This window comes from Aureibaculum koreense (assembly GCF_034296135.1).
GTDB lineage: Bacteria > Bacteroidota > Bacteroidia > Flavobacteriales > Flavobacteriaceae > Aureibaculum.
This window is the reverse complement of sequence record NZ_JAXKVV010000001.1, coordinates 110,956-127,394: the sequence shown is the minus strand read 5'-3', so window position 1 is coordinate 127,394 and position 16,439 is coordinate 110,956. Positions and strand designations below refer to the sequence as shown.

The following is a 16,439-nucleotide window of genomic DNA, read 5'->3' as shown; positions in this document are numbered from 1 at the left end:
GCTTCCGCAGGAATGACAACTTCCTGCTTTTGCGGGAATGACAATTATAAAGCTGTTAAAGTACAGTTAATATTGGCGTTAAAGTATAGTTAAAGTCAAATTTGATATAAAATAAGGTACTAATTTTGAATGTTGTATAAAACAAGAATCTAAATATAAAACAATATAAAAATGAAGAAAATAATAAGTTTAGTTTTTGCCTCAATTTTGGGCGGAGCAATAGCCTTAGGAACTTATGTTTACGTCATAGGTAATACCGAAATTATTAACAATACGGAAACGGCTAACCAGCCAAAAGTAGTTCAAGCCAATTATACTATACCGAGTTCTAGTTACGCTGCTGAAGCCACTGATTTTACAAAGGCCGCCGAAGAAACCGTACATGCGGTAGTACACGTTAAAAATGTTTCTGTTTCAAGATCCAACCCCCTAGTCGAATTTTTCTATGGAGCTGATGCCGGTGGTGGTGGAAAAACTACGATAGGAACGGGTTCGGGAGTAATTATTTCCCCGGATGGATATATTATTACAAACAATCACGTAATTAGAGGTGCAAAAGAACTGGAAATTACATTGAACAACCAGAGATCGTACCCCGCAGAAGTGATTGGAGCTGACCCAACTACGGATATTGCTTTAATAAAAATTAGTGGAGAAGATCTTCCTTTTGTTTCGTTCGCTAATTCAGATAATGTAAAAGTAGGCGAATGGGTGTTGGCCGTTGGTAATCCTTTTAATTTAACTTCAACGGTTACCGCTGGTATTGTTAGTGCAAAGGCGAGAAATATTAATATTTCAGGTGGTAGAATGATCGAGTCTTTTATTCAGACAGATGCTGCCGTTAATCCGGGAAATAGCGGTGGAGCTTTGGTTAATGTCAGAGGTGAGTTGGTCGGTATTAATACCGCAATCACCTCGCAAACAGGATCTTATGTTGGGTATTCTTTTGCGGTACCTTCTAATATCGCTAAAAAGGTTATTGAAGATTTAATGGAGTTTGGAGATGTTCGTGCCGCATATTTGGGGATAAATCCAGCTGAATTAAATGCAAAAGTTGTAAAAGAACTAGATTTGAACCAAACACAGGGTGTTTTGGTGGCTGATGTTACAAAAAATGGCGGGGCAATAAAGGCTGGAATAGAGAAGAATGATATTATCGTACAAATAGACCAAATAAAGATTAATAAGTTTTCTGATTTAAAAGGGTTTTTAAGTACGAAAAGACCTGGAGATGTTGTTAATGTAACCGTTTTAAGAAACGATAAAGAAAAGGAGTTTGAAGTAAAACTCAGTAATCAGTTTGGTAAAGAAACCATAGATAAGTTAGATTTTTCTAAAAATTTACTAGGTAATCTTGAAAAAATATCTAAAAAAGAGGCCGCTAAATACCGCATAAATTATGGTTTACAGCTAAAAAGTGTTAAAAGTCCATTCTTGTTAGAAGAGGGTGTAAAGCCTGGTAATATTATTTTAAAATTAGCTGAAGAGAAAGTGTATGATGTGCAAGATGCTGAAGATATATTAAGAAAAAATAAAGGCGAATGGATAATTGTGCAAATATTAAATAGTGAAGGTTATGTGGAATATCCTAGAATATATGTAAGTAATTAATATTATTTAAGTTTTAGTTATTTAAACCGTCTCAAAAATGAGACGGTTTTTTTGTACTAAATCTTTTACGAAAACGTTTGAAATACTAACTTTGTATAAAATTTTAAAGCATGTCATCAGACCAAACTTACGAATCAGAATTAGCGTTTCAAGCCGATAGAAGAAGAGCTGCCGTTGAGTTTATTAAAATAATCAGCGATTCTTGGTATGACGACGCTATTGAGCTTGTACTTTTCAGAAATCAGTTAATCAACAGAAATGTAAGTGAAATTCTCAATTTAATAGAATATGCCAGTGAGTTTGTGCAAAAGCCTATCTCTATTTTTGATGCTGTTGAAATTTCAAGGGCAATTAAAGAAGTTGATCTTCCACCTGCAAAATTGGATATTGGTAAATTGGCCTATGAATTTCATTTGGCCGAGGATGAGGAAGATGTGGTAGATTTTGTGAGCAATAAATTAAAAGGAGCCGAAAAAGACAATGGTATTGAGCCAAAAGATGTGGTGCTGTATGGATTTGGTAGAATAGGAAGACTTGTGGCAAGGGAATTAATGGTAAGAACAGGTAAGGGCAAACAGATGCGTTTGCGTGCCATTGTAACCCGTGGAGAAATTACAGAAACCATTTTAGAAAAAAGGGCTTCATTATTGAGAAATGACTCCGTACACGGAAAATTTCCCGGCACAGTAAAAGCCGATATTGAAAATAGTGCTCTAATAATTAATGGCACTACGGTTTATATGATTACTGCCAATAATCCGGAAGATATAGACTATACTGAATATAGCATTAACGATGCTCTAATTATAGATAATACTGGGGCATTTAGAGATAAAGAATCCTTAAGCCGTCATTTACTCAGTAAAGGGGCTGATAAGGTTTTACTAACTGCTCCTGGTAAAGGTGTACCCAATATAGTTCACGGTGTTAATCATTTTGATTATGATCCGGATGAAGTTTCTATTTTTTCAGCGGCTTCTTGTACTACCAATGCCATAACACCTGTTTTAAAAGTTATGGAAGACAGTTTTGGCATTATTAGTGGCCATTTAGAAACCATTCATGCCTACACGAATGACCAGAATTTAGTTGACAATATGCACAAAAAATACCGTAGGGGAAGGGCTGCAGCATTAAATATGGTTATTACCGAAACAGGAGCGGGTAGTGCAGTTTCAAAAGCATTGCCATCACTGGAAGGAAAATTATCTTCAAATGCTATTCGAGTTCCGGTTCCTAATGGTTCGTTGGCAATTTTAAATTTACGGTTGGATAATTCTACCAGTAAATCCAGCCTAAATTCCGTAATGAAAAAATATGCCTTGGAAGGTGATTTGGTTGAGCAAATTCAATATTCTTTGAGTAATGAATTAGTCTCTTCGGATATTGTGGGTACTTCAGCTCCTGCCATTTTTGACAGCAATGCAACCATTGTAACCGATGATGGTAAAACCGCAATAATTTATGTTTGGTACGATAATGAATATGGGTACAGTCATCAAGTAATAAGATTGGCCAAACACATTTCTAAAGTTAGACGGTTTACCTATTATTAATAGTTGTAAGTCAGGCGGTAGAGGATCGAATTGAAAAAAGATACAATTTTAATTAAAATTGTATCTTTATCTTTTAATTAACCCTCACTATCATGTTTCAAAAAATTACCCTCCTGGTTGTTCTATTAAGTTTTACATTTAGTTTTGCTCAACAAAAAAGAAGTCTTACCCATGATGATTACGATTTATGGAAAAGAATTGAAAATCCACAAGTTTCTGACAATGGTAAATTAGTAGTTACTACTGTCGCCACAGCTACAAATAGGGGAGATGGTTATTTGCAAATTTATAATGCAAAAACTGGTAAAAGCACTAAATTTCATAATGGACGTGGAGCAAAGATATCTAATGACAATAATTATATATTCTTTTTACAAGAGCCCGATTATCAAACGGTTAGAAAAGAAAAAAAGAAAGAAGTTAAAAAGGACGAAATGTCTAAAAACAAGCTTTTTATTTATGATGTTGACCAAAACAAGATTGTTGATAGTGTATTAAGGGTAAAAAGTTTTGATGTTCCTAAAAAATATGATGACTGGATTGTTATAGAAAAATTCAAGAATCTAAAAAATGTCATTCCTGCGGAGGCAGGAACCAAAAAAGATACCGCTAAGACCAAAAGAGATAGTCTCAAACCATCTACTGATGAGAAGAAAAAAGACAGTGTAAAAAAGAAAAATCCTGCTTTGGAAGCGGATTATGCGTTGGTTTATAATTTAAAAAATAAAATTTCCGATACTATTTTCCATATCAAATCTTTTAAGTTGGCAGAAGAAGCACAAGCATTATACTTTACAAAGACCAAAACTAAAAAGAAAGGTGATATTGGTGTATTTCAATATGATTTTCAGAATGGAAATGAAAAGGTAATTGACACTGGCAGATATGTTTATGATCGGTTGGCTATTGACAAAAAAGGGAAATATTTAGCCTATCTATCCGCTAAAGATTCTATAGGTAAAGACTCCTTAAAGTATGAATTATTTTATCTGGCAAACAATAACTTAAAGCAGATTACGGATACCTTGGGCAAGAATTTACGCAAGGATTGGGAATTAAGCGGAGTCCAAACACCCTATTTTTCCGAAAATGCCAAAAGACTTTATTTTTACTCCAAGCCAACGGTAACATTTAATATTGATACCACATTATTAAAAGAAGAAATTCCTGAAGTTGATGTGTGGAATTATAAGGATAAATTGATTCAACCCGAGCAAAAATCGAAATTGGAAGATTTAAAAGACAAAGCTTATTTATCATTTGTAAATCTTACTAATGATAACGTTGTTGCTTTGCATGATGAAACTTTGGATTATGTGCTTTTGGATGATGATAAGGAACAAAAATATGTGTTGGGCCATACATCTAGTCCTTATGATGTTTCGCGTTCGTGGGAATATCCTTGGTTGTCAGATTATTATATTGTAAACACTGAGACCGGTTCAAAAGAACTAGCTCTTGAAGGCACTTCTGCCCGTCCGAATTTATCACCTGACGGCAATTTTGCCGTTTATTTTGATAGCGAAAGTCAACATTGGTGGTCTTTAAACTTAAGCAGCAACGAAAAAAGAAATTTAACGCAGAACTTAGGTATTCCTTTTTATGACGTTGAAAACGATATACCTGCTGCTGCAGGTTCTTATCGATTCGGCGGATTTGATAAAGAAGGTGCAGCTTTGTTAAACGATCAATTTGATATTTGGAAAGTTGATTTGTCGAGCGATAAAAATCCAATAAATATTACCAAAGACGGACGTGCAAAAAATATTGAATACCGACCCTTAAGATTAGATTTTGAGTATAGAAATAATGCTACTTATTTTAAAAAGCAGTTATTAATTGAAGCTTTTGATAAAACAAATAAAACAAGCACACTTTTAGGACTAAATCCAAAAAACTATAAAAAGCAGGAGATATTGAATCCAGATAATATGCTGTTAAGTGGATTTAGAAAAGCGAAAGAAACTGATATATTACTTTACGAAAAAGAGAATTTTCAAACTTTTCCAGATTTGCATTATTTTGATGGTAAAAAATCAAAACGGATTACAGATGCCAATCCACAACAAAAAGATTTTTTATGGGGAACTTCAGAAAAATTCAGTTGGACGGCGTATGACGGTACAAAATTAGACGGTATTATTTACAAACCCGAAAACTTTGATGCCACTAAAAAATACCCAATGATAAGTTACTTCTACGAAAAACGTAGTGATAATTTAAACAGTTACCATACACCGAGACCAAGTGCATCAACGGTAAATATGAGTTATTTGGTAAGCAACGGTTACGTGGTTTTTGTTCCGGACATTGTTTATCAAGAAGGGAAACCGGGCCAAAGTGCATATAATTGTATTGTTTCGGGTATTGAAGCGGTTGAAAAATTAGGTTATATAGATTCAGATAATATTGCCATACAAGGTCAAAGTTGGGGCGGTTATCAAGTAGCATATATCGTTACCAAAACCAGTAAATTTAAAGCGGCCATGGCGGGTGCACCGGTAAGTAATATGACTTCGGCTTATGGTGGAATTCGTTGGCAAAGTGGTTTGAGCAGGGCCTTTCAATATGAAAAAACGCAGAGTAGAATTGGTAAAAGCCTTTGGGAAGGGTTTGATCTGTATATAGAAAATTCACCTTTATTTGGTATTCCAAATATTGAAACCCCTTTGTTGATGATGCACAACGATGCCGACGGTGCGGTACCCTATTACCAAGGAATAGAAATGTTTATGGGCATGCGTAGGTTAAATAAACCTGTTTGGTTATTGGTATATAATAATGAAGCTCATAATTTGAGAAAAAATAAAAACAGGCAAGATCTTTCCATACGAATGATGCAATTTTTTGACCATTATTTAAAAGGAGCTCCTGCACCAAAATGGATGACAGAGGGTTTACCTGCAGTTAGAAAAGGAAAAGATTTTGGGTATGATTTAGAGGAGAATTAACTATTTTTTCATTTTTTCCATTGATGAAAAAACGAAACAAAAAAATCTAGTCTGTACGAGGAAATTGCTTCGCAACATTCATTCTCGAAACTACATGCTTAAAGCTGACGCTTTGCAATTCCGTTTCTTCATTCATTATTTCTTGCGTACAGACGCCACCAACCGATATTATATTCGTTTAATATTCTTGGGTCGAAATACTAAAAAAAGCCTCTTAATTTTTCTTTCTATACAATCGAAAATAATACCAAGCAGCAATACCACCAATAAAGGAAAACAATGCCAACATCCAAAATACATGTTGATGTCCTGTTTTTCCGGGTGAATTATCCAATAAATACCCCATTGCAGGTCCCGCAAAAATATCTGGAGTGTATCCTACTAAGGATATTAAACCGACTGCTGTTCCCGTAAGTACCAATGGAATTTGTCCTCTTTGCATTACCGCAAAATAAAGCGAACGTGCCGCGTAAACACCAGTAGCTACAATTAATGTGGAAATAAAAAACAAAGCGGTTTGCGAACCTGAAACAATACCCGTAGCAAATAACAATGCCCCTAAAAATGAAACTATAAAACTGATCAATAACCAATAGGTAGTTTGCGAACGATCGGCTAAAATACCAATGGCGACACCAACAACAGGACGAATAAACAACAAAAAGGTTCCTACTTTGGCGGAATCTACTTGGTCGTACAATAGTACATCTTGGGCGTAAAGCGAAAATACATCGGTTAGTTTGTAGCCTACATAGGCACATAAAATAATAATCATTAATAGCCAAACCGAAGGTAATCGTAATACTTCACGTATTTGAGATGTACTTATTTTATCCAATAGGATATCCTTTTCAGCATCTTTATCAATTTTCATAAAGAACCATACCAATATGCCTACAACAGCAACTATTGCAGATGTTGTCAGAATTACATATTTAAATGCAGCCCTACTTTCGGTTACGCTAGCTTCGACAATGGTTGAAGTAATAAATAGTGAAAAAATAACTACTCCCATGGCTCCAAATAAAGCCCCAACCAAACCACGACCACCGTCTAAAAAACCAAATGCTTTGCCTTGTGAAGCGGTTCCGCCCCAAACGCGTGTTGCTTTTATCATGGGTGCCCAAAATAAAAATATAGTGGTAAAACCCCAATAACCATATAAAATTTTAAGTACACCATAACTGGGAAATTTAGCATACACCAAACCGCCTAAGGCGGTCATCCAAAGGGCGACAGCAATTAATTTTCGGGGAGCAAACTTATCTGCTAAAGGCCCACCAAAAGGGTAGGAGACTAGAGCAACAATACCATAGACGGAGTAACACAACCCTAATTCTACATTGGTTAATGCAAACGCATCTAAAACCGTAGGTCTAAATACCCGTGCCAATACAAAGGGCAGTATAAATACAGACTCCCCAGCCAAAATAAGTAGTAATAAATAATACCAAGGTGCTTTTCTGGGGTTCATGGTTATAAAAGTAAGGTATATTTAGTTAATGGAAGAAGAAGACTTGAGTTATGCCTCAAATAATAGGATAAATTAATTGAAACAAAACCTTGGTTTTTAGATTAGTTCATTGTTCCGGATAGTTTTTTATTCACCCATTACATCAAATTCGTCTACATTTCCGCTTTCTTCAATTTCTTGTATTTGCTTTTCAGTCGGCTTTATTTCAGTTCCGTTTTTGTCATAGAATTTCCAATTCTCATTTAGAAATCCAATGTTAATTTCATCTCCACCTTCGCAGGTAGTTTCAATCTGTTTTTTGTCAATTATATAAATTCCTTTTGCTTTTAATTGTCCGTTTTCGTGATAATAATTCCACTCTCCAATTTTGTAGCTATAAATTATGTCACAAGGTCCAGCAATACAGCAATTCACATAAGAGTCAGTTTTGTATTCTCCAGTTTCCTTCAGTTTCCCATTCTCATAAAATTCAGACCACAATCCAATTCGAGCAGCTTTTGATAAGAAGTCAGAATCAATTTGTCCAATACTTTTTAATAATCCATTTTCATAAAATACCATTTCCGTTTTTTTAGAATTCTGTTCTGATTCTGAAACTATTTTAGTCGATTTACAACTAAAAAGGCAACCTAAAATTAGAATGTATAATGGTATTTTCATATTTCCGTCAAATTACTTACTCTGACCTCCTAAAGGTAGTTCTGCTTAAAGAACGAAGATACAAAAAAGAGTGAGATAACGTAGTGCTGAATAGCACTTAGCAACTTTGGTTGGAGTAACTCATGCCAAATCGTTTACAACCTATTTGACTGGATATATTAACCATACATGGAGCAAAATAAGCGGGTACAACCTCTTTGCAACTGTTGAAATGGGTAGTGGGAAAAATTAAAACATCCGTTAAAACAATCTGAAACCGGTCAATATTTAGTCCAATAGGTGTTTTTTGGTGCTTGTGCAACGGTTACCTTGTTGTACGTAGTATTTATAATTTAGAAGCTGAAGGTTTGTCGCTCGTAGCATCTATTACTACAACTGTTAATTTAACATTGTTCTTTTTTCCAACCCTATCAGCTACTTTATTAATATCAGTTACTTTTTTTAAGTCGTTTTCTGTATAACAGATAACCAAGAAGAAGCCTTTTTTAATATCCTCAACTTTTAAATATTTTATTAATTGTTTATCTAAACCATTCCAAAATTTTGTGTTTTTGGCAAGTTTGACTTCTATTAAAGCTCTATTTTCATAACCTGATGAAAATTTAAAATCAACAGGCCCTCTACCTAAATTTACTTCTCTATTTAAATCGATATTGTTGGCTTTACAATAATGCTTTACAATTCCTGTGAATATCAATTGAGAAGCTTCTTCACTTTTTGGTTTAGTTCCTTTATCATCCCAAAGTAATTTATAGCCTGAATTATTTTCTATAAATTGTTCGTATTGCTCAATTACTTCTTGTACAAATTGGTCAAATTCCTTTTGGTTTTTAGCGATAATAAAATTATACGCATTTTCTTTAGCGTATTTAGCAGTTTCAGTTGCCCATTTGTAATAACCTTTAGGATCTTTTACAACATCGTAAGGATTTGAACCAGTTTTGTTTCTGTGTTCTTCATATTCTTTAACCCAATCTCTATTTTGTCTTGCAACTTCTATAATATCTGATTTCTTGATTTGTCTTTTAACTTCAATACTGTATTGGTCTCTTATTTCTTCATTCTTGTTTGACCAGCAATAATCCCAAAATTCATCTGCACTGATAGTTGGTAATTCCCTTAAGAATTCTCTTGGAACTAATAAGACTGCTTTTTTAGTATAGGGATTGATTGGTAATTCAACTACTTTATCTTTCCATCTTGTAAATTTATTATCGAAAAAAAACTGATTAATTCTTATTTTCTCTGTTGTAACCGAGTGGCTTTTGCAAATTGTTTGAGTGTATTCTATTAATTCTTTTTTGAGAAGAGTTGCTGTCATATCACTAATTCTATCACAACCAAATCCCTCATTGAATAAACCAATTTCTTCGAAGTGGTCAAGGTTTGTAATTCCCATTCGGATTGAGTCAAATACTGAATCCACAATCATTTTTGAAAATCCACCGCCAGAATCAGAGCCACCAGTTCCTCTGGAAGCATATCCTAAACAAATTTCTTCTACTTCTGGAAATGTCATCATACTTAAGAGTTGTCTATATCTTAAATCTGATTTGTTTGGCTTTGATTTAGTTGCAATACTAAAGGCTAAATTGAAGAAGTCTATTGTATTTTGATGAGTTTTATTAAATTCAGAGCGTTCTGAATCAAAAACTAAAAAAGGGTCAATGAATAATTTAGTGTCATTGGATAAAATTGGGTCAAACCAATCATCCTCTTTTGTTTTAGTAATTTTAAATTCTGTTGAGAATATCATACTTGGTTTGGTTTTTATATTACGGACAACAATTGTATAAATGTATTGCGTTTATATCCGTTATGGTTTTAAGTTTCCGCTAAGCAAAAGCTAAATTTCTAAAAATTTTGGATTTTAGGGTAGTCTTCTTATAGCGACAACAATCACAAAGTTAAGTAATTAAGTTTATAATCTACTTAGTGATTTTTCAACTAAACCGCCGTTTTTATTAACAAGTATTGGCTGTTCTAGATCTTTTTACTTCTTTTCCGGTATCTCCTTTAAAATCTCCTGCACATATTTCCAAAACTTTTGTGTAGAACTTATACTCGCTCTTTCGTCAGGGGAGTGGGCTCCTTTAATGGTAGGACCAAAAGAAATCATATCCATACTGGGGTAGTTCTGACCTAAAATACCACATTCCAGTCCTGCATGGCAAGCCATAATATTAGCCTTTTCTTTAAATAGGTCTTGATAGGTCTTGTCCAATACCTTTAAAATTTCAGAATCAGGGTTTGGTTTCCATCCGGGATACGTCCCAGAAGTTTTTACCGAATAATGTGCCAATTGAAAAACCGAAGAAATGGTATTTACTAGATTTGCTTTACCAGATTCTACGGAACTACGCGTTAGACATAAGATTTTAATTTCACCATCTTTTACCAATACACGAGCCACATTATTGGAAGTTTCAACCAAATCAGCAATATCTGGACTCATTCTAAAAACACCGTTGTGTATGGCGTAAATAGTTTTAAGTAAAGTAGCTTGTTCTTGTTTTGATAGCACATGGGCAGGTCTATCACAACTCTTAAACGTAATTTCAAGGTCTTTTTCAATAGACTTGTACTCGGAAATGATAGCCTCTGCAATGGTGTTAAACTGAGTTGAAAACTCTTCTTTGTTTTGTGTAACTACAATGGCATTACTTTCTCTTGGAATGGCATTTCGCAATCCACCACCATCAATTTCAGCAATAGACACTAGTTTTTTTAAGTCAAACAACACGCGGTTCATGATTTTATTGGCATTGCCTAAGCCTTTGTGGATATCCATTCCAGAATGGCCACCTTGCAGCCCTTTAACCGTAATTTTTAATGCCTCAACGTTTTCAGCTGTTCTAATTGGGTTGTACGGTTTAGTTGCGGTAATGTCAATACCTCCGGCACAGCCTACACCAATTTCGTCATCATCTTCGGTATCTAAATTCAATAGAATTTCTCCTTTAAGCCAACCTGCTTCTAATCCCATTGCTCCTGTCATACCAGTTTCTTCGTCAATGGTGAATAGTGCTTCAAGAGCGGGATGTTCTATGTCTTTGGTTTCTAAAATACTCATAATAGTAGCAACGCCCAATCCGTTATCAGCACCCAAAGTTGTGCCTTTGGCTTTCACCCAGTCACCATCAATTAGCATTTCAATGCCTTGAGTATCAAAATCAAAATTTGTGTCGTTATTTTTTTGATGCACCATATCCAAATGCGACTGCAATACCACCGTTTTTCTATTCTCCATTCCCTTGGTTGCAGGTTTTGTAATGATAACGTTACCTACTTTGTCAACTTTTGTTGGCAGGTCTAATTTCTTACCGAAATCCACCATAAATTCAATAACCCGTTCTTCTTTTTTGGAGGCCCTAGGCACCGCGTTTAAGTCCGCAAAGTTATTCCAAATGGCTTTGGGTTCTAGGTTTCTTATTTCTTTGTTCATAGTGTTGTTGTTTAATTACATTTCACTCCAGTGGTATACGCACACCCCTAAAGTCCCCTCAAGGGGACACTTGTTATCGATCAAAATTTGTCAATATTTTTTAAAATTCAAAAATAATCAATCAAAATTCTCGTACCTTTAACCTCGTACCTCTTTACCTTTTAATCACCGTTTCCTCAATAGGTTTTCTCACTTTTTTTAAAGTACTCATAAAATCGTCCTCGGCCCTGTAACCAACAGGTAACACCAAAACCGATTTTAAATTTTGTTTTTTCAGTTCTAAAATTTCATCAAATTTTTGTGCATTAAAACCTTCCATAGGGCAGGAGTCAATTTTTTCCAAAGCACATACAGTCATCAGATTACCTAGAGCGATGTAAGCTTGATTAATGGCCGATTCGTGCTTTGCCAACGTGGATTTGTTTTTGTAAATATCTTTTAATTGATTTCGATATTTGCTCAAAATAAGTTCAGAAGTCCCTCTAATTTCCTTTTCCAAATCAAAGTAATCATCAATATCTTCCAAGGTAATATAATCATCAATGCAAATGACCAAAATATGTGAAGCCGTGCTTACTTGTTGTTGGTCAAAAGAGAACTTTTGTAGTTGTTTTTGTAATTCTTTATTTTGAATAATTATCATTTTTATCGGTTGTAAACCGAAGGAAGTTGCCGTTAAATTAAAGGCTTCAGACAATACCTCAATTTTATCGTCTGACAAAATTTTAGAGTTGTCGAATTTTTTACAGGCATATCGCCATTTTAGGCTTTGTATTGTTTTGTTCAATTTTATATTTTTAAAATTTCGGGTATAAAGGTTAAAATACTTCTACCAAAATTAAATTAGCTTTAAAACATCCCTAAGAGCTTCGCTCGGTACCTTCCAAACAAAATTAATTTTGTTTCTCGACAATCCTCAAGGAGACACTACTCATGCTGCTGATATTAACGCCAACTCAAAACTAACCGAGCGATTGCATTTCAACCAGTTTTTTGTAGATGCCATTTTTAGCCAATAATTCTTGGTGTTTACCTTGCTCCATAATTTCTCCTTTTTGAAGAACTACAATTGTATCCGCTTTCTGAATGGTCGATAATCTGTGTGCAATAACCAATGATGTTCTGTTTTTCATCATATTTTCCAAGGCAACTTGTACCAATCTTTCTGATTCAGTGTCTAATGCTGAGGTGGCTTCATCCAAAACCATAATTGGTGGATTTTTAAGTACCGCCCTGGCTATGCTCAACCGTTGTTTTTGCCCACCAGATAATTTACCACCAGCATCACCAATATTAGTTTCTATGCCGTTAGGTAGTTCTTTTACAAATTCCCAAGCATTGGCCACTTTTAGGGCTTCAATAATATGCTCCTCGGTAGCACTTTCAGCTCCTAAAAGCATATTGTTTTTAATGGTATCATTAAATAAAATAGCATCTTGGGTTACAATACCCAATTGAGCCCGCAATGATTTTTTTGTCAGATCTTTAATGTCAATCCCATCAATACTTATTGTACCAGAATTAACATCGTAAAAACGAGTAATTAAATTGGCAAGGGTAGATTTTCCACTACCAGATTGCCCCACCAAAGCCACAGTTTTTCCTTTTGGCACGGTCAAAGAGAAATCTTTCAAGACAAATTCATCTTCATATTTAAAAGAAATATTTTCAAATTTAATTTCGGAATCAAAACCATCTTTTACAATGGCATTTTCTTTATCTTTTAATGAATTTTCCGTTTCAATAATTTCCAACACCCTTTCTGCCGCGGCATTCCCCTTTTTAACACTGTAACTGGCTTTAGAAATGGCTTTGGCAGGTGTTAATATTTGATAGGCCAAACCCATATAGGTTATAAAAAGTTCGGGTTCGAGTGTTTTGTCAACTAATACCATTTGACCGCCATACCATAATAAGATGCCTATAACCGTAATTCCTAAAAATTCACTAGTTGGTGATGCTAAATTTTGCCGATTGAGCAAACTGTTGGAAAATTTGTAAAATCTTTCTGTTGATGCCCTGAATTTTGAACCAAATATTTTCTCGGCGTTAAATCCCTTTATTATTTTGAGTCCACCAAGTGTCTCTTCAAGCACAGACAGAAAATGACCTTGTTCTTGTTGGACTTTATCGGATTTTCGTTTTAAAGATTTTCCAATAAGAGAAATTAAAAATCCTGAAATGGGCAAGAAAATGAAGACGAATAAGGTCAATTGCGGACTAATAAATAACATTGCGATAATTGTAAAAAGTATGGTGAGCGGTTCTCTTACAATTAATTCTAAGATCGATAAAAAAGAATGTTGAATTTCCAAGACATCAGAAGTTATTCTGGCAATAGTATCTCCTTTTCGTTTTTCTGAATAATAAGCAACGGGTAAATCAATCGTTTTGTCGTACAACTCATTTCTTAAATCTTTCAGTACCCCATTACGCAAAAATGTAATAAAGTACATGGCCAAATAACTAAATAGATTTTTTAAGAAAAACATCAAAATTACCAACCCTACCATAAAAATCAATGCATTGCCATCTCCATCTTCAGATTTTAGCGTAACGAAATAATTGAGGTAATTTTCTGCGTACTCTTTAATATTACTTGCTTCTGACCAAATTGGTTTTGTGGTAATTCTTTCAGTTTGATTAAATAGTACCGATAGCATCGGAAATAGCGAAACCATTGCCAATGTGCCAAATAATGCGTAAAAAATGTTTGCTATAATATTACCAATTGCAAATAACTTATACGGTTTAGCAAAACGTAATATTTTTTTAAAATACTTCATTAACTTTAATTATTCTCCGATGGCAGAGCCTCGGGGTTTCCCATTTACCTCTCCCTGTCCGTCCGACAGGCGGGCTTCGGAGAGGTCGAAAATACGAATTAGTATTTTAGGGTGAGGTAAAATAAAAAAAGAAATTTTTTATTTCAATTTCATCTCTCTGATAATCCTATCAATTTTTTGGGTGAGCAATTTTTCGACTTTTACGGCATCTTCAGTTTTTTCCAATGGCATATTTACACTAAAATAGAATTTAATTTTGGGTTCTGTACCGCTTGGCCTGGCAGCTACTCTTGTTCCGTCTTCAGTTTGATAGATTAGCACATTAGATTTAGGCAAATCTATTGTAGTCGTTTCGCCAGTAATCAAATTTTTACATTTAGAGGTTTCATAATCATACAAAAATTCTACTGCCGAACCATCAATTTCTTTTATGGGGTTTTTACGTAAATCAACCATCATTTGGCTAATTTGCTGAGCTCCATCCATACCTTTTTTAGTCAAGGAGATTAAATACTCTTTAAAATAACCGTGTTTAGAATATAAGTTTAATAATTCTTTATAAATGGTAGAATTGTTGTTTTTAGCATGAGCCGCAATTTCACAAGCCAGTAGGGTAGCGGTTACCGCATCTTTATCACGAATAAAATCGCCAACCATATAACCAAAACTTTCTTCACCGCCACCAATAAATTCTTGTACACCTTCGGCCTCACGTATCATTTTAGCTATCCATTTGAATCCAGTTAAGCAAACTTTTGTTTCAACATTATAACTTTGGGCAATATTATTTACCAAATTTGTTGATACAATGGTAGTACCTACAAATTGTTTTCCGTTAAGTTTACCATCCTCATGCCATTGTTTTATTAAATAATCGGTTATTACAGCCATGGTTTGGTTACCATTTAACAATACCAATTCACCTTCTAGATTACGAACAGCAATTCCCAATCTATCAGAGTCAGGGTCTGTACCTATAACAATGTCCGCACCAATTTTTTCAGCTAGATCTGTAGCCATTTTCAAAGCTGCCGGTTCTTCAGGATTAGGTGATGCCACCGTTGGGAAATCACCATCGGGCTTCTTTTGTTCTTTGACCAAATGTACATCTGTAAAACCTGCCATTTTAAGTACATCTGGTACTGACATTATTGAAGTACCGTGCAATGACGTAAAAACAATTTTTAATTGATTTCTATTTGCCGTGTTAAAAGTGCCGTTTGCCACAGATGCTTTATGAAATTCCTTATCAACCTCTTTACCAATTATAGTTAATAAACTTTCATTTGCCTTAAAATTGATATTGGCAAAATCAACCGAACTTACTTCATCAATAATTTTTTTATCGTGAGGAGGTACTATTTGCCCACCATCGTTCCAATATACTTTATAACCATTATATTCCGGTGGATTGTGAGATGCGGTTAAAACGATGCCGGCATCACAACCTAAATGCCTAACGGCGAAGGAAAGCTCAGGGGTTGTTCTTAAATCATCAAACAATAATGCTTTAATATTATTGGCGGTAAGCACATCAGCAACTACTTTTGCAAGTGATTTGCTATTGTGACGACAATCATAAGCAATTGCTACGCTCAACTCTTTATTGGGAAAAGTCTGATGTAGATAATTAGCCAAACCTTGCGTAGCCCTACCCAGCGTATATTTGTTGATTCGGTTAGTGCCAACGCCCATTATACCACGCATTCCACCAGTTCCGAATTCCATATCCTTATAGAAGCTTTCAGCTAGGTTATCTGTATCGTTATCAATTAATTGCTGCACATTTTGCTGCGTAATTTCATCAAAAGTTGGGGATAACCATTGCTTGGCTTTTTCTAGTATTTGTTGACTGTCCATAAGGTTTAATTTTTAACAAATATAAGGATTTCTTCAATGAATAAAAGATTTAAAATAAGGAAAAAGGGTTTGAGGTACGGAATACAAAATACGAGG

10 protein-coding genes are annotated in these 16,439 nt (G+C 34.6%); 3 read left to right on the top strand and 7 right to left on the bottom strand.

Features of this window, described 5'->3' with window-relative positions; genetic code table 11:
- The first annotated feature begins 171 nt into the window (after positions 1–171).
- The 3 genes from UMM65_RS00610 to UMM65_RS00600 all read left to right on the top strand — a co-directional run bounded on the left by UMM65_RS00610 (position 172) and on the right by UMM65_RS00600 (position 6,118).
- The gene (locus tag UMM65_RS00610) at positions 172–1,611 is read left to right on the top strand and encodes a S1C family serine protease (RefSeq protein WP_321974509.1); all 1,440 of its coding nucleotides are present in this window, start codon (positions 172–174) and stop codon (positions 1,609–1,611) included.
- A gap of 110 nt (positions 1,612–1,721) precedes the next feature.
- Positions 1,722–3,167: a glyceraldehyde-3-phosphate dehydrogenase gene (locus UMM65_RS00605; RefSeq protein WP_321974508.1), complete on the top strand. Its 1,446-nt coding sequence runs from the start codon at positions 1,722–1,724 to the stop codon at positions 3,165–3,167.
- Between the two features lie 92 nt (positions 3,168–3,259).
- Entirely contained in the window at positions 3,260–6,118 is a 2,859-nt protein-coding gene (locus UMM65_RS00600; protein ID WP_321974507.1) for an alpha/beta hydrolase family protein, read from the top strand.
- Positions 6,119–6,332: 214 nt separating this feature from the next.
- On the opposite strand, the gene UMM65_RS00595 is transcribed toward UMM65_RS00600, so the two are convergent.
- The 7 genes from UMM65_RS00595 to UMM65_RS00565 all read right to left on the bottom strand — a co-directional run bounded on the left by UMM65_RS00595 (position 6,333) and on the right by UMM65_RS00565 (position 16,343).
- On the bottom strand, positions 6,333–7,592 hold the full coding sequence (locus UMM65_RS00595; RefSeq protein WP_321974506.1) for an MFS transporter: 1,260 nt from the start codon (positions 7,590–7,592) through the stop codon (positions 6,333–6,335).
- 126 nt (positions 7,593–7,718) lie between these two features.
- Positions 7,719–8,252 (bottom strand): toxin-antitoxin system YwqK family antitoxin, encoded by a 534-nt coding sequence (locus tag UMM65_RS00590; protein WP_321974505.1) that lies wholly within the window; start codon positions 8,250–8,252, stop codon positions 7,719–7,721.
- Positions 8,253–8,577: 325 nt separating this feature from the next.
- The gene (locus UMM65_RS00585) at positions 8,578–10,008 is read right to left on the bottom strand and encodes a hypothetical protein (protein WP_321974504.1); all 1,431 of its coding nucleotides are present in this window, start codon (positions 10,006–10,008) and stop codon (positions 8,578–8,580) included.
- 237 nt (positions 10,009–10,245) lie between these two features.
- Complete coding sequence (locus UMM65_RS00580) at positions 10,246–11,697, bottom strand: aminoacyl-histidine dipeptidase (RefSeq protein ID WP_321974503.1); 1,452 nt, start codon at positions 11,695–11,697, stop codon at positions 10,246–10,248.
- 154 nt (positions 11,698–11,851) lie between these two features.
- Positions 11,852–12,484, bottom strand: coding sequence for an NAD(P)H-dependent oxidoreductase (locus UMM65_RS00575; protein WP_321974502.1), 633 nt, complete (start codon positions 12,482–12,484; stop codon positions 11,852–11,854).
- 175 nt (positions 12,485–12,659) lie between these two features.
- Positions 12,660–14,483 (bottom strand): ABC transporter ATP-binding protein, encoded by a 1,824-nt coding sequence (locus UMM65_RS00570; RefSeq protein ID WP_321974501.1) that lies wholly within the window; start codon positions 14,481–14,483, stop codon positions 12,660–12,662.
- A 138-nt stretch (positions 14,484–14,621) separates the two neighbouring features.
- On the bottom strand, positions 14,622–16,343 hold the full coding sequence (locus UMM65_RS00565; RefSeq protein WP_321974500.1) for a phospho-sugar mutase: 1,722 nt from the start codon (positions 16,341–16,343) through the stop codon (positions 14,622–14,624).
- Between the last annotated feature and the right edge of the window lie 96 nt (positions 16,344–16,439).